Origin of the sequence: Intestinirhabdus alba (genome assembly GCF_009711095.1) — a bacterium.
In the GTDB taxonomy this organism is placed as follows: domain Bacteria; phylum Pseudomonadota; class Gammaproteobacteria; order Enterobacterales; family Enterobacteriaceae; genus Intestinirhabdus; species Intestinirhabdus alba.
This window is the reverse complement of the sequence record NZ_WMJZ01000053.1, coordinates 1-16,539: the sequence shown is the minus strand read 5'-3', so window position 1 is coordinate 16,539 and position 16,539 is coordinate 1. Positions and strand designations below refer to the sequence as shown.

At 56.3% G+C, this 16,539-nt stretch carries 12 protein-coding genes, 1 tRNA gene and 1 pseudogene; 11 read left to right on the top strand and 3 right to left on the bottom strand.

Features of this window, described 5'->3' with window-relative positions; all coding sequences use genetic code 11:
• The 6 genes and pseudogenes from GJV78_RS23100 to GJV78_RS21245 all read left to right on the top strand — a co-directional run.
• Positions 1 to 247 (top strand): annotated as a pseudogene (locus tag GJV78_RS23100) (formylglycine-generating enzyme family protein); the annotation flags it as partial.
• A gap of 14 nt (positions 248 to 261) precedes the next feature.
• Positions 262 to 1,239: a formylglycine-generating enzyme family protein gene (locus GJV78_RS21265; RefSeq protein WP_155110115.1), complete on the top strand. Its 978-nt coding sequence runs from the start codon at positions 262 to 264 to the stop codon at positions 1,237 to 1,239.
• Complete coding sequence (locus GJV78_RS21260) at positions 1,239 to 2,225, top strand: formylglycine-generating enzyme family protein (protein ID WP_155110114.1); 987 nt, start codon at positions 1,239 to 1,241, stop codon at positions 2,223 to 2,225. The genes GJV78_RS21265 and GJV78_RS21260 overlap by 1 nt, the downstream gene beginning before the upstream one ends.
• Positions 2,226 to 2,674: 449 nt before the next feature.
• Positions 2,675 to 2,932, top strand: coding sequence for a PAAR domain-containing protein (locus GJV78_RS21255; protein WP_155110113.1), 258 nt, complete (start codon positions 2,675 to 2,677; stop codon positions 2,930 to 2,932).
• A gap of 2 nt (positions 2,933 to 2,934) precedes the next feature.
• Positions 2,935 to 4,125, top strand: a complete 1,191-nt coding sequence (locus tag GJV78_RS21250) for a hypothetical protein (protein WP_155110112.1) — start codon at positions 2,935 to 2,937, stop codon at positions 4,123 to 4,125.
• Positions 4,126 to 4,136: 11 nt separating this feature from the next.
• Positions 4,137 to 7,523, top strand: a complete 3,387-nt coding sequence (locus GJV78_RS21245) for an ImcF-related family protein (RefSeq protein ID WP_155110111.1) — start codon at positions 4,137 to 4,139, stop codon at positions 7,521 to 7,523.
• A 236-nt stretch (positions 7,524 to 7,759) separates the two neighbouring features.
• Here GJV78_RS21245 and GJV78_RS21240 read toward each other — a convergent pair.
• Both GJV78_RS21240 and GJV78_RS21235 read right to left on the bottom strand, forming a co-directional pair.
• Positions 7,760 to 7,834 (bottom strand) — tRNA-Arg (locus GJV78_RS21240).
• Between the two features lie 75 nt (positions 7,835 to 7,909).
• The gene (locus GJV78_RS21235; protein WP_155110110.1) at positions 7,910 to 8,830 is read right to left on the bottom strand and encodes a formate/nitrite transporter family protein; all 921 of its coding nucleotides are present in this window, start codon (positions 8,828 to 8,830) and stop codon (positions 7,910 to 7,912) included.
• A 417-nt stretch (positions 8,831 to 9,247) separates the two neighbouring features.
• Here GJV78_RS21235 and mlaA point away from each other — a divergent pair, with 417 nt between their 5' ends.
• Positions 9,248 to 10,003, top strand: a complete 756-nt coding sequence (gene mlaA, locus GJV78_RS21230; RefSeq protein WP_155110109.1) for a phospholipid-binding lipoprotein MlaA — start codon at positions 9,248 to 9,250, stop codon at positions 10,001 to 10,003.
• 58 nt (positions 10,004 to 10,061) lie between these two features.
• Here mlaA and fadL read toward each other — a convergent pair whose 3' ends face one another.
• A complete protein-coding gene (gene fadL, locus GJV78_RS21225; RefSeq protein WP_155110108.1) occupies positions 10,062 to 11,402 on the bottom strand; it encodes a long-chain fatty acid transporter FadL in 1,341 nt (446 codons plus the stop codon).
• Positions 11,403 to 11,772: 370 nt separating this feature from the next.
• Between fadL and GJV78_RS21220 the strand changes: the two genes are divergently transcribed.
• From GJV78_RS21220 to sixA, 4 genes are all read left to right on the top strand, one after another.
• Complete coding sequence (locus GJV78_RS21220) at positions 11,773 to 12,057, top strand: YfcZ/YiiS family protein (protein WP_155110107.1); 285 nt, start codon at positions 11,773 to 11,775, stop codon at positions 12,055 to 12,057.
• Between the two features lie 266 nt (positions 12,058 to 12,323).
• Positions 12,324 to 13,634: an acetyl-CoA C-acyltransferase FadI gene (fadI, locus tag GJV78_RS21215; protein ID WP_155110106.1), complete on the top strand. Its 1,311-nt coding sequence runs from the start codon at positions 12,324 to 12,326 to the stop codon at positions 13,632 to 13,634.
• On the top strand, positions 13,634 to 15,775 hold the full coding sequence (gene fadJ / locus GJV78_RS21210; protein WP_155110105.1) for a fatty acid oxidation complex subunit alpha FadJ: 2,142 nt from the start codon (positions 13,634 to 13,636) through the stop codon (positions 15,773 to 15,775). Before fadI ends, fadJ begins: the two co-directional genes overlap by 1 nt.
• A gap of 210 nt (positions 15,776 to 15,985) precedes the next feature.
• The gene (sixA, locus tag GJV78_RS21205) at positions 15,986 to 16,471 is read left to right on the top strand and encodes a phosphohistidine phosphatase SixA (protein ID WP_155110104.1); all 486 of its coding nucleotides are present in this window, start codon (positions 15,986 to 15,988) and stop codon (positions 16,469 to 16,471) included.
• The last annotated feature ends 68 nt before the right edge of the window (positions 16,472 to 16,539 follow it).

The window sequence follows — 16,539 nt, the reverse complement described above, 5'->3', positions numbered from 1 at the left end:
CGACTGGATTAATGACTGGTACGATCCGAATTATTACGGAAATTCTCCTGCTAAGGATCCCCAAGGGCCAGAAAAACCGGAATATAAAGATTATGAAGGGAATTATACAAAGGTAATACGTGGTGCAGATTTTTCCGGTCCTTTTAAGGGATTAACAGTTGCCAGATATAATAGCAAGCCAGATACAGAGGTCACGGGTGATAAAACAGTTCGTTGCGTGGTCAATAGCCTGCAACCAATAAAATAAGGGTGTGTATTTTGATGCCAAAGCACTTTTTGTTGCTGGTCCCGTTACTGCTGACGGCCTGTGATAATAATAGCGTGGCAAAGCCAACGGTGGAGGCTGGAGAGAGTCAGCAGCACCGCGCCGGGCTGCAGAATTTGATTCGCCAGGTCAAAAATAATCTGGTATTTGTGGAGGGTGGAGAATTTCTGATGGGGGACTTCGGCAGGGAATACGGTCCGGAGAAGATTCAGCTTGACACGGAAAAGGACAGTAAGCCGCTGCATAAGGTCACCCTGAGCAGCTACTCCATCAGCAAGTTTAAAACCACCAATCAGGAATATCAGCTTTACCTGAAGCTTAATAAGCTACAGCTAAAAGCAACAAATAATTCACTTCGTCAAGAATACTTTGATGCACTTAATAAACTGCCTGATACACCGGCACATATGGACTGGTACGATGCGGAAAAATACTGCGCCTGGCTGGGCAAGGTCAGCGGCCTGCCGTTTGCCCTGCCTACCGAAGCGCAGTGGGAGTATGCGGCCCGCAGTCGCGGGCAATTCTTTATTGTGGGGACCAACAGCGGTGTGCTGGAGATGAATGGTATCCAACGTGGAATTAATATTTCCGGTTCGCTGGATCGTAAGAACTTTGCAAAAAAGTTTGGATTAACAACCGGAACAATGACTACATTACCGGTAGACAGTTATCCGCCTAATCCGCTCGGAATTTACGATATGGCGGGTAATGGTTATGAGTGGGTTAATGATTGGTATGATCCAGATTATTACAAAAACTCTCCTTCCGAAAATCCTAAAGGGCCGTATAAACCTATTCACAAAGATTATAAAGATAATTATACTAAAGTATTACGTGGGGCTGGTTTTTCGGGGCCTTTTAATGGATTGACGATTGCCAGATTTAAACAAAATCCGGGCACGGAAATTATTATTGATAAAACAGTTCGTTGTGTAGTTAACAGCCCGCAGCCGGTAAAACAGGGGCGCGAGTAATGATACGCCAAAGCGTTTATCTGCTGCTGGCCCCGCTATTGCTGACGGCCTGTGATAATAATAGCGCGGCAAAGCCAACGGCAGAGATTAAAGAAAGTCAGCAGCACCGCGCCGGGCTGCAGAATTTGATTCGCCAGGTCAAAAATAATCTGGTATTTGTGGAGGGCGGAGAATTTCTGATGGGGGACTTCGGCAGGGAATACGGTCCGGAGAAGATGCAGCTGAATACTGAAAAGGACAGTAAGCCACTGCATAAGGTCACCCTGAGCAGCTACTCCATCAGCAAGTTTAAAACCACCAATCAGGAATATCAGCTTTACCTGAAGCTTAATAATCTTCAGTTAAAGAAGGAGGATAATTCACTGAGTCAGGAGCTGGCAGATGCGCTGAATACACTGCCTGATACCCCCGCGCATATGGACTGGTACGATGCGGAGAAATACTGCGCCTGGCTGGGCAAGGTCAGCGGTCTGCCGTTTGCCCTGCCTACCGAAGCGCAGTGGGAATATGCGGCCCGCAGTCGCGGGCAATTCTTTATTGTGGGGACCAACAGCGGCGTGCTGGAGATGAAAAATGTGAATCGCGGCATTAATATTTCCGGAGGGTTAGATCGTGAGGATTTTGCCATAAAGATGAGATTAAAGAGTGGGACGATGACTGCAATGCCGGTCGATCGCTATCCGCCTAATCCACTGGGTATTTACGATATGGCGGGTAATGGTTATGACTGGATTAATGACTGGTACGATCCGGATTATTATAAAAATTCTCCTGCTAAGGATCCCCAAGGGCCAGAAAAACCGGAATATAAAGATTATGAAGGGAATTATACAAAGGTAATGCGCGGCGCAAGAACCTCCGGCCCTTTTAAAGGGCTGACCGTTGCCCGTTTTAAGCGTAGTCCGGATACTAAAACTATCAGCGATACTACGGTTCGTTGCGTCGTTAACAGCCCGCAGCCGGTAAAACAGGGGCGCGAGTTATGATACGCCAAAGCGTTTATCTGCTGCTGGCCCCGCTACTGCTGAGCAACTGTGATATTACCTCCTGACGAGAGGATAATTTACGTATTCGTTGATGTTTTAATAAGTAAAGTGATTGTCGATTTTAATCAGGTTCCTGAATGTGTTTTTACTCAGTTTATTCTTATCGAGAAGTGGGGCGAAGGAAATAAGAGGATATTATCAAATACCATGATATGTTTACACCCTAAATAATTCTGGTTGCCTGTGCGTTGGTTTTATTTGAACCTGGGCCTCACCCCTTCGAAGCCAGCTCAGGGGCTGTTCAAAACGCGCTGCGTTTTGTCATGCAACTCGAATTATTTAGGGTATAGATCCTGACAAGGAAAGAAGTCCGGCATCAAGTATGGCCAGTAAGAGAATCAGAAGCGGGATTTCTATCGATTATTATAATTGAGAGAAGAGGGTGGATTATGCTCGGAGTTATTCGTATTGGTGATGCGACATCGAGTGGTGGAAAAGTTTTACAAGGTAGCAGCGGTGTACAATTTCAGGGGAAAGCCGTATCTTGCGTTGGTGATAAAGTATTATGCACCGCCCATGGAATAACCTCTGTTGCTGAAGGCGATACAGGCTCCAAAATTAATGGGAAAGCTATTGCTCTCCATGGCCATCGCTGTGGATGCGGTTGTATTTTGATTACCTCTCTGCCCGTGGCCGGGAAGCGCTGATTATGCCTGTGGAACTAAAAAATATACCCGAAAGAATTAAAACGCCTGAACCACCGATAGTATTACGATGGCTGATTATCATTATATTGGTTACGGTGGTGGGGGCGGCGCTGGCGCTTTTTCTGTGGCCTGAGGGAATATCCACGCATTCTGCCTGGTTCTGGTTCTCTGTCATTGCCGTGCCGTTTTCTGTGGGATCGGCCTGTTATGCTTTTCGGCTACTGATATATGAAAACGAACGCGAACGGGTGAATCACTGGAATCGTCTTCATCAGGAGCAGTACGACATACAGGTAGCAAAAGGGCAGCGTTGTGCCGGTTTACTGGGTAAAGCGTATATTACGCCTGGTGCCTGTAATAAGCTGGCTTCTGCTCTGCTAACTTATGGTAGTCAGTTACAGTCAACCTATTTTGCCCCGCTTCGGCGTACGTTTACAACTGCCCGGCTTGAACCTTCAGCCTCTCATTTCTCGAAAGAAAGCTACAGCCTGAGGTTGGCCCGTTACCTGGCTCAGCTCCTCTCTGTACTGGAACCTGATTTATCGGCGCTTGCGGGTGACAGGCTGTCTGTTCGTCTCCGCCATGATGGGATGCTGGATGATGCCCATATCAGGCAAATCTGGCAGGAGATATTTCCCTCACTGTATACCGTGGATGATCTTGCGGTTGGGGAAGAAGGCGATGGCATGATGTGGCTGGATTCCTGGCTCGATCGGCGGGAAGCAATGCTGATGCTTTCAGTTGAAATTAATCTGTTCACGGAGCCGCGGGATTATCAATCTGAATCGGTATCGGCGTTATTACTGGCCTCGCCGGAGTGGCTTTCTCAACATGTAGTTCAGCCTGAAGCGGTTATTCACCGCCCCGTTGTCGCCACGGAGGAGATCTGTACTCTACAGGATATGCTGCGTTGGGGAAAATTGTCTATTGGTGAGGCATATACTCTGTGGCAGGAGCAGGTCGATAAAAATGCGCTGACGCGATTACTCCAGCAGGCGGAAAGCATAGGCTATGCGCCGGGGCAGAGCGAAAAATATATTCTGGATGATCTATTTGGTAACGCCGGGGCCGCGCACGGAAATATTGCATTGCTCTGTGCCTGTGAGTATGCCGTTACATCAGGTAAGCCACAGTGGGTGATGATAAGCGATAAAACAACGCATCAGACCATTGTGCGTCAGGCAGAATGTTGAAGGAACGCGACATGATAAAAAGAAAACGGACAGGTATCTGGATTATGGTTGCGCTTATTATTCTGGTGAGCGCCGGATTCATATGGCTGGATAATCCTGTTGTGCGGCTTGTCGGGCAAGAGGAAAAATTACGGATATCGCTTGTTATTGTCGCTATTTGTCTGGGGATACTGCTTTTTGATGAGCTGCTTGTACGCTTATGGGAATGGCTGGTTTCCTTACGCTTTGTTCAGCAATTAAAAATGCGGGCCGGGGTAAAACCAGAACAACTGGAGCATGAACAGCATAAATGCGCGAGCGGTGAAAACGTTAAAGAGATCCGCTGCTATCTTCGTCAACGTTATGGTCGCCGCTGGGCCACAAAAATCCGTATTCTGGTGCTCACTGGTACGGTTAGCGAGGTGGAACAGCTCACTCCCGGCCTCACCAGCCAGCTCTGGCAGGAAGATAAGGGAACACTGCTGTTGTGGGGCGGCGATCTTAATGCTCCGGCAGAGACCGAGTGGCTGAAAGCCCTGCGCAAGCTGCGCTATCGTCCGGCGGATGGTCTGGTGTGGGTGACCTCCGCATTTGACCGGCTGTCTGCTCCCGGTCTGCCGACGCCATCCTCTGCGCCTTCCGACAGCGCGATGGATACCCTGGCTTATGCTATCAGCCAGCGTATGGCTGAGTCTGGCTGGCGGCTGCCGCTCTATCTCTGGTCGTTGCATCCTCGCGCCGCTCAATCTGCCAGGCAAATAGCTCAGGCCGCAGGCTGCTTGCTGCCTGCCGGTTGTAGTGCGGAAGGCCTGGCACAGCAGCTTCAGATGCTCTCTGCACAACTGATTGACCAGGGTATTCTGCAGATCTGCGATTCAACGCAGCATAACTTTTTGCTGACCCTGGCTGACCAGCTTATTCGTGAGCCAGAAAGCCTGTCGCGACCGCTGTCGATAATGCTTAATTCGTATCGTCCCCTACCGCTGGCGGGTATTGTCTTTAGTTCATTATCGACAGAGGTCGGGCGCAGCGTCAGGCATTGCTGGAGCATGGATAAACGCTGGGAGGTACTACCAGAATCGGTTTGTTCGTTGCCCGCCGCTTTGCGCCCCAGACCGCTCGGTATTCGCTGGCAAAAGATAACGGCATTTGCGCTGGCTTCGCTGATGACATTGTGGGGCGCATGGATGCTGGTCTCCTTCATCGGCAACCGCAGCCTGATTAGCCAGGCGCAGCAGCAGATTATGCTCGCCGCGCAGCAAAAGCAGCCGCTGGCCGGGCGTCTGCAGGCGCTTCTGGCGCTACAGAAAACCCTGGATCGGCTGCAGTATCATAGCGGACATGGCGTGCCCTGGCGCTACCGGGCCGGACTTAGTCAGAATGCGGCGCTGTTGGCCGTCCTGTGGTCGCGCTATGCCGAAAGCGCGCAGCCGCTGCTGCGCGATGCCGCCGCCGCCCGGCTTCAGCAGCAACTGTCCGGATTTGCGGCGCTTCCGCCGGGCAGTCCGCTGCGCGAACAGATGGCGAGCGCCACCAGGGAGAGGCTGAAACGCTATCTGATGCTGGCCCGCCCTGAGCGCATGGACGCCGCCTGGTTCAGTCGTTCGCTGTTACAGGATTGGCCGCAGCGTGCGGGGATATCAGAGAGCGAGTGGCAGGGCGTGGCCCCGACGCTGCTCACCTTCTATGCCGCCAGCCTGCGGGCGCATCCGCAGTGGCGATGGCCCGTTGATGAACATCTGCTCAGTCAGTCCCGCGCTCTGCTGGTTCGTCTGGAAGGGGCGCGTAACAGCGAATCTTCCCTCTATCAGAAGATGCTCGCCGAAGTGGCGCATCTGTATATGGATATGCGGCTGGAGGATATGACCGGTGATACGGACGCCTCGCGGCTGTTTACCGCCACCGATGCGGTGCCGGGCATGTTTACCCGCCAGGCCTGGGAACAGGCGGTACGGCCAGCCATCAAAAAGGTGATAAAAGAGCGACGTGAAGAGCTGGACTGGGTGCTGACGGACAGCACGCAAAAACCACGGCAGGACGTCTCCCCCGACGCGCTGGAAAAACGTCTGACGGAGCGTTATTTTGCCGATTTCGGCGGCGCATGGCTGGCGTTTCTGAATGGTCTGCGCTGGGTACGCGCGACCACCCTGTCCGACGCTATCGACCAGTTAACCCTGATGGCCGATGTGCGCCAGTCGCCGCTGGTAGCGCTGATGAATACCCTGAATGTGCAGGGGCGTACCGGAGAGGCGCGGGAAGCCGTCGCCGACTCGCTGGTCAAATCAGCAAAGGAGCTTCTGAACGGGAATGAGAAAGAGGCCATCGAACGGCGCACCGGCGCTCAGGGGCCGCTGGACAGCACCTTCGGGCCGGTGCTGGCGCTGATGGATAAAAACAGTGCCGGGGGGCAGGCCCAGAGCCTCCAGGCATACCTGACCCGGATCACCCAGGTGCGCCTGCGTCTGCAACAGGCGAGCAACGCCGCCGATCCGCAGGCCATGACCCAGGCGCTGGCTCAGAGCGTGTTTCAGGGCAAAGCGGTGGATCTGACGGAAATTCGCGATTACGGCAGCCTGATAGCCGCGGGGCTGGGGCAAGAGTGGAGTGGATTTGGTCGTACGGTATTTGTTGAACCTATGGAGCAGGCCTGGCAACAGGTGTTGGCTCCCGCGGCAGACAGCCTTAACGCCAGCTGGCAGCAGGCGGTGGTCAACGACTGGAACAGCGCCTTCGGCGGCCGCTATCCCTTCAGTAACACCAGCAGCGAAGTTTCGCTACCGCTGCTGGCAAAATACCTTAATACCGATTCCGGACGTATCGCGCAGTTTCTGCAGACCCGGCTGAGAGGCGTGCTGCGCAGGGAGGGCAGTCATTGGGTTCCGGACGCTATTAACGCTCAGGGGTTGACCTTTAACCCATCCTTTCTGGCCGCGGTGAACACCCTGAGCCATATCTCGGATGTGGTGTTTATCAACGGTGAGGCCGGGCTGCACTTTGAGCTGCGTCCGGGAACGGCTGCAGGGGTAATGCAGAGCAACCTGGTCATTGACGGCCAGAAGCTTATCTACGTTAACCAGATGCCGACATGGACGCGCTTTTCCTGGCCTGCTGATACCGTAGCGCCGGGGGCGAGCTTAAGCTGGATAAGCACCCAGGCGGGTACACGTCAGTACGCGGATATGCCCGGAGCGTGGGGATGGATACGGCTGCTGGAGCGGGCTTCCGTTACGGATTATCCGGGAGCCGGCAGCAGCTATAGCCTGCGCTGGAAGGCGCAGGATGGGCGTAACCTGAACTACACCCTGCGCACTGAAGCCGGGGAGGGGCCGCTGGTGCTGCTGAAGTTACGTCGATTCCGACTGCCGGAAACGATCTTTAGCGTGGAAGCCGTGGCGCGGGACCCGGCGACCGGGCGGTGATGTCAAAGAATTCGGCAGGCGGATTTGTCAGTGCCGCAGTTTTTTGGCAGACCCGGTATATATACCCTAAATAATTCGAGTTGCAGGACAAAACGCAGCGCGTTTTGAACAGCCCCGGGGCTGGCCCCGAAGGGGTGAGGCCCCAGGGCCGAATAAAGCCAACGTACAGGCAACCTGAAGTATGGCGGGTATAAGGGGGATTTATTGAGATCGACTGGTGTCAGAAGAGGAGTGTATGGCGTCCCCTGCAGGAATCGAACCTACAACTAGCCCTTAGGAGGGGCTCGTTATATCCATTTAACTAAGGGGACAACGCGGCACGAGTATAACGTCTTTTGTAAGTTGACGTAAGCCCGCCGCCGCCTGACTGCTCAAACCGTCGCCATTCAGCGTGATTTGCCGCCGTTTTCAGCCTCTTGCCGCGCCTCTTCTTTACGCTTAGCGCTCATGTCGTTGCGGATCTGCGCATGGCTCATCAGCGCGAAGATAAAGGTGCCGCCGCAGATATTTCCGGCCAGCGTCGGCAGGGCGAACGGCCAGATAAACTCGCTCCAGTGCAGCGTGCCGTTAAACACCAGATAGAGAATTTCAACCGAACCGACGACGATGTGCGTGGTGTCGCCCAGCGCGATAAGCCAGGTCATCAGGACGATGACCACGATTTTGGCCGCGCCTGCGGCAGGAAACATCCAGACCATCGTGGCGATCAGCCAGCCGGAAATAATAGCGTTGGCGAACATCTCTCCGGGGCTGTTCTTCATTACGTCCATCCCAATCGTCACAAAGGCGTCGCGGGTCTCCTCGTTAAAGATGGGCATAGTTTCAAAGGCCCATGCGGCCACCCCGGTGCCGATAAGGTTACCCAGCAGCACCACGCCCCACAGGCGCATCAGCAGGACGATATTTCCCGGCGTCGGATTTTGCATCACCGGCAGCACGGCGGTGACGGTATTCTCCGTAAACAGCTGCTGGCGGGCCATAATGACGATAATAAAGCCGAAGGTATAGCCAAGATTTTCCAGTAAAAAACCGCCGGGCACCTGCTCCAGCTCGACGTGAAAAATCCCCTTTGCCAGTAGCGAAGCGCCCATCGACAGGCCGGCGGCAATCGCCGACCACAGCAGGGCCATTGCGTCGCGCTCCAGCTCTTTCTCGCCGTCCTGACGAATATGTTCATGAGTGGCCATCGCCCGGGAGGGAAGCCGCTCCTCATCAACCTCTATCTTTTTACCGCGCTGCTTTTCTTCGCTCTCAACCTCCAGCTCGTCGTTATGCCGGGAAGTTTGATTGTTTTCGGGAGTGGCCATACTGCGTCTCAGAAGTCCATAGTTGTCTCTTAAGCGTAGCGGCTTTTAGCGGATATACCCGTCATACTTCAGGTTGCCTGTGCGTTGGCTTTATTCGGCCCTGGGGCCTCACCCCTTCGGGGCCAGCCCCGGGGCTGTTCAAAACGCGCTGCGTTTTGTCCTGCAACTCGAATTATTTAGGGTATAAACAGGCTCGCTTAGACTGAAAAAGCAAAAACGATCGCGCGCGTTTAACGTTGAGTGGGTAAAATCAAGCGGTACGGTTACGCCGTCGCCGGGCTATTATTTCATCACCGGTTTCCGGCATATAGACAACGTTTGGCGTGCTGTTACAATCGCTAACGCCTGAACGGGCGGAAATTAACGTTTCGTCATCAATGGCAATCAGCGATGGCCATGTTCAACAGGGAGATAACTATGAAGCTTCGCCTGTCGGCGCTTGCGCTGGGAACCACACTGCTGGTGGGGTGTGCGAGTTCCGGCACAGATCAGCAGGGGCGCGCGGACCCGCTCGAAGGGTTTAACCGTACCATGTACAACTTCAACTTCAACGTGTTGGACCCGTATGTTGTCCGGCCGGTGGCCGTTGCCTGGCGCGACTATGTTCCGCAGCCGGCACGCAATGGGCTAAGCAACTTTACCGGAAACCTTGAAGAGCCTGCCGCGATGGTCAATGGTTTTCTGCGGGGCGATCCCTATGAAGGAATGAGGCACTTTACCCGCTTTTTCCTGAACACGATTTTAGGGATGGGGGGCTTTATCGACGTGGCGGGCATGGCTAATCCAAAGCTACAGCGCGTTGAGCCGCAGCGCTTTGGCAGCACGCTGGGGTACTACGGCGTGGGCTACGGGCCTTACGTTCAGCTTCCGTTCTACGGCAGCTTCACCCTGCGCGAAGATGTGGGCGACGTAGCCGATACCCTCTATCCGGTGCTTTCCTGGCTCACCTGGCCGCTGTCGATTGGCAAATGGACCGTCGAAGGCATTGAAAACCGCGCCCAGCTGCTCGACTCCGATGGCCTGCTGCGCCAGTCCTCCGATCCGTATATTATGGTGCGTGAAGCCTACTTCCAGCGCCACGACTTTATCGCAGAAGGCGGTAAGCTTAAGCCGCAGGAAAACCCGAATGCCCAGGCGATACAGGATGATTTACAGGACATCGACGCCGAATAAAGCGGGAAAATAAAAAAGGTGAGCCAAAACGCTCACCTTTTTTTACGCCTGCTGAAAATCAGAACCGGTAGTTAAAGTTGGTGCCGAACAGCCAGGCTTTACCTTCGGACGCAAACTGGTAAGGGCCTTCGTTAATTTTAACGCTCTGGCCGTGCATATAAGAAACGCCGACGTCGACCGAGGCATCTTTATTGAAGGCGTAGGTGGTGCCAGCGCTCAGCCAGAAGCGATCCTGATCCGGGATGGAAATCGAGCGGTTCCGGGAGGGGACCGGGCTGTCATCAAAGGCGACGCCGGTGCGGAAGGTCCAGTTATCGTCGTAATAGTAGGTCGTACCCAGCGCAATGCGCCAGGCGTCCTTGAACCCTTCATGCTTCTCAAACAGCGTGTCGCCGCGGGTTGAGGTGGCCTTCAGCTGCTGGAACTGGCTCCAGCTGGTATAGGCCAGGCTGTAGTGAACGGCCCACTGCGGTGCCACGCGGTTATAGCCGGAAACCTCCCACATCTCGGGCAGGTTAAGGGTCAGATAGCCGGGCTGGGTCGCGCCGCCGGTGGCGGTTGGCACCGGCAGGCCCATGCCGTTGACGAAGGTCGGCAGATCGCTACTGTAGTTGCCTTTAAAGTCGATCTTCACTTCGGAACGATAGGTCAGGGCGTAGCGGTTATTCTTATCTAATTCATACAGCACCCCGGCGTTCCAGCCGAAGCCCCACTGGTTGCCGTTCAGGTGGGCGATTTTGGTATCGGCGGGGATGCCGTTGGCCGTGGCCGCCAACTGCTGCCCCTGGGGCGTCCGCCCGGCCGGAGACTGCATAATTTGCCCTGCAATCAGCTGACCCAGGTCGCCGGCAAAGCGCTCAATCTTGGCGCGCGCATAAACGGCGTCAAAGCCAAGGCCCAGGCTCCAGGCTTCGTTTAAGCGCCAGGCACCGCTTAAGTTCAGGTTCATGGTCTCAAGGTCGGTGGTGCCGCCGACCGAGCCGCCTGCGTAGGTGTCATTAAACTCCGTCGCCAGACCGTAGTTAGAGGTAATGGATGCCCCCCAGCCAAAGCTATCGTTAATCGGCGCGACAAAGTGCAGGTTAGGCACCCACGCGGTCGGCGCGATATTGTCGGCTTTGAGGCTGCGTCCGGTTCGCGATGTGCCGCTGATATTAACGTCCGGATCGATATAGACCGCGCCTGCAGAAAAGGTCGGGCGATCGAACATCGTAATCAGCGCCGGGTTGCGGCTGACGTTGCCCGCGTCGTCGGCAATGGCACCTTCACCCGAGTAGGCCCGGCCAAGGCCAGAGGAGGAAAATTCGTTTAGCTGAAAGCCTGCTGTCCAGGCCTGTGTAGAGAAAAGTGCCACTGCAACTGCGAGAGCAGACTTTGTAAACCGGGTTTTCTGGCTCATGACCATAACCTCATTGATTTATTTTTATACAAATTGTGTTACATGCTGTAACAGGAGCGCGAAGTGTAGGGTCTGGCTTACGACATAGAAATCAGACCAGTGGCGAGAGTATAGGTCTGACCCACCGTTATGTTGCAAGTGTGTTTCATTATTTTTTCATTTGTGATCATTGAAACGCGATCCAGCCGGCAAATTTGCGGAGCAGAGCACATAGCAGCCGGGGTAATTATTGTTTTAGATCATTTTTAATTGTGATTTTGGTCACTTCCCGCCTTTCACCCCATTAACGACTGGAGGGGCTGCGGGCAGGGGCGTAAAATAAGCCCACGTTTATCTGGCACCTCAGGTGCGAATACAGAGGAAATCTACAATGAGTAAATGCAGTGCTGATGAAACCCCGGTTTGCTGCTGTATGGATGTTGGCACCATCATGGATAACTCCGATTGTACCGCGTCGTACAGCCGCGTTTTTGCCACCCGCGCGGAAGCAGAGCAAACGCTGGCGGCGCTGACTGAAAAAGCGCGCGGCGTGGAGTCGGAACCCTGCCAAATCACCCCGACCTTTACCGACGTTGCCGAAGGCGTACAGCTGAATATCGACTTTGTGTTCGCCTGTGAGGCGGAAACCCTGATCTTCCAGCTGGGGCTGCGATAGTTAACCGCTCATAAGCGTCGCGCGAGCCGTAAGGTCTGGTTATTGCAGATGCACGGCGAGTAACGCCGCAAAAGCCCCGTCGGGCGCAGACCGGGGCTTTCAGTTTGACCCGTGGACAAACCCGCGTGGCCCTCTTTTTTCTTCTTCCTCTCTTCTCTCTGTGTTACAGCTCTCACTTTCCCGCCTCTTTACTTGGCTGTATGTAAAAAAAAGGTTAAGAATGCGATCAGGTCAGACCACTTTTTAACAATGAGCAGGGGAGCGTTATGAGTCAGGCTTTACCACTGGTCACCCGCCAGGGCGATCGCATCGCCATTGTGGACGGGCTACGAACGCCGTTTGCCCGACAGGCGACCGCCTTCCACGGGATCCCCGCCGTCGATTTGGGAAAAATGGTGGTGGGTGAACTGCTGGCGCGCAGCGAGCTTCCCGCCGATATTATTGAGCAGCTGGTTTTCGGACAGGTGGTGCAGATGCCCGAAGCGCCGAATATTGCCCGGGAGATTGTGCTCGGCACCGGCATGAGCGTACATACCGACGCATACAGCGTCAGCCGCGCCTGTGCCACCAGCTTCCAGGCGGTGGCGAGCCTTGCCGAAAGCCTGATGGCGGGCACCGTGCGTGCGGGCATTGCCGGCGGGGCGGACTCCTCTTCCGTACTGCCCATCGGGGTCAGTAAAAGGCTGGCGCGGGCGCTGGTCGACGCCAACAAGGCCCGCACTCTCCGCCAGCGGCTGCGGCTCTTTTCCCGGCTGCGGCTGCGCGATCTGCTGCCGGTGCCGCCGGCGGTGGCCGAATATTCCACCGGGCTGCGGATGGGCGATACCGCCGAGCAGATGGCGAAAAGCTGGGGGATTACCCGCCAGCAGCAGGACGCGCTGGCGCACCGCTCCCATCAGCGGGCGGCGCAGGCGTGGGCCGACGGTAAGCTGGCGGATGAAGTGATGACCGCCTGGATGCCGCCATATCGATCCCCGTTTTCTGAAGACAACACCGTCCGCCGCGACGCCACGCTCGAGGATTACGCCAGGCTACGGCCCGCGTTTGACCGCAGGCACGGCACCGTGACCGCCGCCAACAGCACTCCGCTCACCGATGGTGCGGCGGCGGTGATCCTGATGACCGAGTCCCGGGTCCGGGAGCTGGGGCTTTCTCCACTGGGCTATCTGCGCAGCTACGCCTTTACCGCCATCGACGTGCGTCAGGATATGCTGCTGGGTCCGGCCTGGTCGACGCCGCTGGCCCTGGAGCGCGCCGGGCTGACCCTCAATGACTTAACCCTGTTTGATATGCACGAAGCCTTTGCCGCCCAGACGCTGGTCAATCTCCAGCTGCTTGCCAGCGATCGCTTTGCCCGTGAGGTGCTGGGCAGGCCGCACGCCGTTGGCGAAGTGGCGGAAGAAAAATTCAATGTGCTGGGCGGCTCTATCGCCTACGGACATCCTTTCGCCGCCACCGGCGCGCGCATGATCGTACAGACCCTGCGCGAGCTGCGGCGGCGGGGCGGGGGCTTTGGTCTGGTCACCGCCTGCGCCGCCGGCGGGCTGGGCGCGGCAATGGTTCTGGAGGCAGCGTAATGGAAATGTCACCGGCTTTTACCCTCAGCGTCCGGCCGGACCGCGTCGCCGTCGTCACCATTGACGTTCCAGGCGAAAAAATGAACACCCTTAAGGCGGACTTTGCCGACGAGGTTCGCGCCATTCTGCAGCAGATCCGCGAAGATACCGCTCTGCGCGGCGTCGTTTTTATCTCCGGGAAGCCGGATAACTTTATCGCCGGCGCGGATATTAACATGATCGGCCGCTGCCGGACGGCACAGGAGGCCGGAGCGCTGGCGCGCCAGGGGCAGCAGCTGATGGCCGAAATCCACGCCCTGGCGATCCCGGCCATTGCCGCCATCCACGGTGCCTGCCTGGGCGGTGGGCTGGAGCTGGCGCTGGCGTGTCACGGGCGCGTTTGCACTGACGATGCGAAAACGCTGCTCGGCCTGCCGGAGGTGCAGCTGGGGCTGCTGCCCGGCTCCGGCGGCACCCAGCGCCTGCCGCGGCTGGTGGGCGTCAGCACGGCGCTGGAGATGATCCTCACCGGCAGACAGCTGCGCGCCAGCCAGGCGCTGAAGGTTGGGCTGGTTGATGAGGTGGCGCCCCAGACGATTCTGCTGGAGACCGCCGCGCAGATGGCGCTGCGGGAGCGCCCGCCGCGCCGCCTGCCGCTGCGCGAACGGGTGCTGGCCGCACAGCCGGGCCGCGCGCTGCTGTTGCGGATGGTCGGCAAAAAAACGGCGCAAAAGACCCGGGGCAACTATCCGGCGACGCGGCGCATTCTGGAGGTGGTGGAAGCCGGGCTGGCGCAGGGAGGCCGCAGTGGCTATGAGGCCGAGGCCACCGCCTTTGGCGAGCTGGCGATGACCCCACAGTCGCAGGCGCTGCGCTACCTCTTTTTCGCCAGCAGCGAGGTGAAAAAAGATCCCGGCAGCGACGTGTCTCCCGGCCCGTTAACCGCCGTCGGGGTCCTCGGCGGCGGGCTGATGGGCGGCGGCATCGCCTGGGCGACGGCCTGCAAAGGGGGGCTGCCGGTACGCATCAAAGATATTAGCGCCAGCGGAATCAACCATGCCCTGAAGTACAGCTGGGATCTGCTTGAAACCCGCGTACGCCGCCGTCAGATTAGCCCTGGCGAACGGGATCGCCAGCTGGCGCTGATTTCCGGGACCACCGACTACCGGGGTTTTGCCCGGCGCGACGTTATCATTGAGGCCGTGTTTGAAGAGTTGTCGTTAAAACAACAGATGGTGGCGGAAGTAGAGCAAAACTGCGCCCCTCACGTTATTTTTGCTTCAAACACCTCCTCTTTGCCGATTAGCGACATTGCCGCCAGGGCTGCCAGACCGCAGCAGGTGATTGGGCTGCACTTTTTCAGCCCGGTGGAAAAAATGCCGCTGGTGGAGGTTATTCCCCACGCCACCACTTCTGAGCAGGCTATTGCCACCGTGGTTAAGCTGGCAAAAAAACAGGGAAAAATGCCGATTGTGGTGGGCGATCGGGCCGGATTCTATGTAAACCGTATTCTTGTTCCCTACCTTAACGAGGCGATTCATCTGTTAACCGAAGGTACACGTGTCGAAGAGATAGACGCCGCGCTGGTTCAGTTTGGTTTTCCGGTTGGGCCGATCCAGCTGCTGGATGAGGTCGGAATTGATACAGGCAGCAAAATTATCCCGGTGCTGGAGGCGGCCTGGGGCGAACGTTTCCGCGCCCCGGCAAACGTGGTTGCCGCAATGCTTAATGACGATCGCAAAGGCAGAAAAAATGGTCGTGGTTTCTATCTTTATGGCGCGAAAGGGCGTAAAAGCAAAAAACAGGTCGACCCGGCGATTTATCCCCTTATCGGTGCCACAGGGCTGGGCGGGTTTACCGGCCAACAGATCGCGGAGCGCTGCGTGATGCTGATGCTCAACGAAGCTGCGCGCTGCCTCGATGAGCGGGTTATTCGCTCCCCGCGCGACGGCGATATCGGCGCAGTGTTTGGTATCGGTTTTCCACCGTTCCTCGGCGGTCCGTTTTGCTATATGGACGCGCTTGGCCCGGGTGCGGTGGTGGCGACGCTGCGGCGTCTGGCCGGCCAGTACGGCACGCGGTTTGCGCCGTGCGACGCCCTGCTGCAAATGGCGGAACGTGATGAACGTTTCCACCAGATGGCTCCGGAGGCGCTGAAATAGCGGCGCGCCGGGGAAGATAAATCCCGGGTAGATGCCCGGCGGGTGGTCAAAATGTAAACATAGATTGACTATACTTACGCCATTGAGGTAAAAAACGGCGTTTCATTCGATGGATGGATAAGGCACAATGCCGGCCACCGCGTTTTCGCCGGCGGCTCCTGGAGAGCCGGCGAGAACGCGGCTGATTCTGGTTAACAAAAGCGGTGCACTATGCAAGTTTTTATCATGCGTCACGGCGACGCAGCCCTCGATGCCGCCAGCGATTCGGTTCGACCTTTAACCGCCTGCGGTTGCGACGAATCCCGTCTGATGGCGAACTGGCTGAAAGGCCAACAGGTAGTTATCGAACGTGTTCTGGTGAGCCCGTTCCTGCGAGCCGAACAAACTCTGGACGTGGTGGGGAGCTGCATGAACCTGCCAGCCAGTACCGATGTCCTGGCAGAGCTTACTCCCTGCGGCGATGTGGGCATGGTCAGCGCCTGGCTGCAGACGCTGGCGAACGAAGGCGTGGCGTCGGCGCTGGTCATCTCCCATCTGCCTCTGGTGGGGTATCTGGTGGCGGAACTCTGCCCTGGTGAAACCCCGCCGATGTTTACCCCCTCGGCCATTGCCAGCGTCACGCTTGATGAAAACGGCAAAGGGACGTTTAACTGGCAGATGAGTCCGTGCAATCTGAAAATGGCGAAAGCGATTTAGCAAATGCCCCGTAAACCCTCGCCCAATTGGAGTGACCACGCTCCGGTAGACAGTTTCTGTCCTCACGG

Excerpts from the sequence above, each read along its gene's own strand:
- GJV78_RS21245 (WP_155110111.1), top strand. The coding sequence starts at position 4,137 with ATGATAAAAAGAAAACGGACAGGTATCTGGATTATGGTTGCGCTTATT.
- GJV78_RS21220 (WP_155110107.1), top strand. The coding sequence starts at position 11,773 with ATGAGTAAATGCAGTGCTGATGAAACCCCGGTTTGCTGCTGTATGGAT.
- fadI (WP_155110106.1), top strand. The coding sequence starts at position 12,324 with ATGAGTCAGGCTTTACCACTGGTCACCCGCCAGGGCGATCGCATCGCC.
- sixA (WP_155110104.1), top strand. The coding sequence starts at position 15,986 with ATGCAAGTTTTTATCATGCGTCACGGCGACGCAGCCCTCGATGCCGCC.
- GJV78_RS21250 (WP_155110112.1), top strand. The coding sequence starts at position 2,935 with ATGCCTGTGGAACTAAAAAATATACCCGAAAGAATTAAAACGCCTGAA.
- GJV78_RS21235 (WP_155110110.1), bottom strand. The coding sequence starts at position 8,830 with ATGGCCACTCCCGAAAACAATCAAACTTCCCGGCATAACGACGAGCTG.
- GJV78_RS21265 (WP_155110115.1), top strand. The coding sequence starts at position 262 with ATGCCAAAGCACTTTTTGTTGCTGGTCCCGTTACTGCTGACGGCCTGT.
- fadJ (WP_155110105.1), top strand. The coding sequence starts at position 13,634 with ATGGAAATGTCACCGGCTTTTACCCTCAGCGTCCGGCCGGACCGCGTC.
- GJV78_RS21255 (WP_155110113.1), top strand. The coding sequence starts at position 2,675 with ATGCTCGGAGTTATTCGTATTGGTGATGCGACATCGAGTGGTGGAAAA.
- mlaA (WP_155110109.1), top strand. The coding sequence starts at position 9,248 with ATGAAGCTTCGCCTGTCGGCGCTTGCGCTGGGAACCACACTGCTGGTG.
- fadL (WP_155110108.1), bottom strand. The coding sequence starts at position 11,402 with ATGAGCCAGAAAACCCGGTTTACAAAGTCTGCTCTCGCAGTTGCAGTG.
- GJV78_RS21260 (WP_155110114.1), top strand. The coding sequence starts at position 1,239 with ATGATACGCCAAAGCGTTTATCTGCTGCTGGCCCCGCTATTGCTGACG.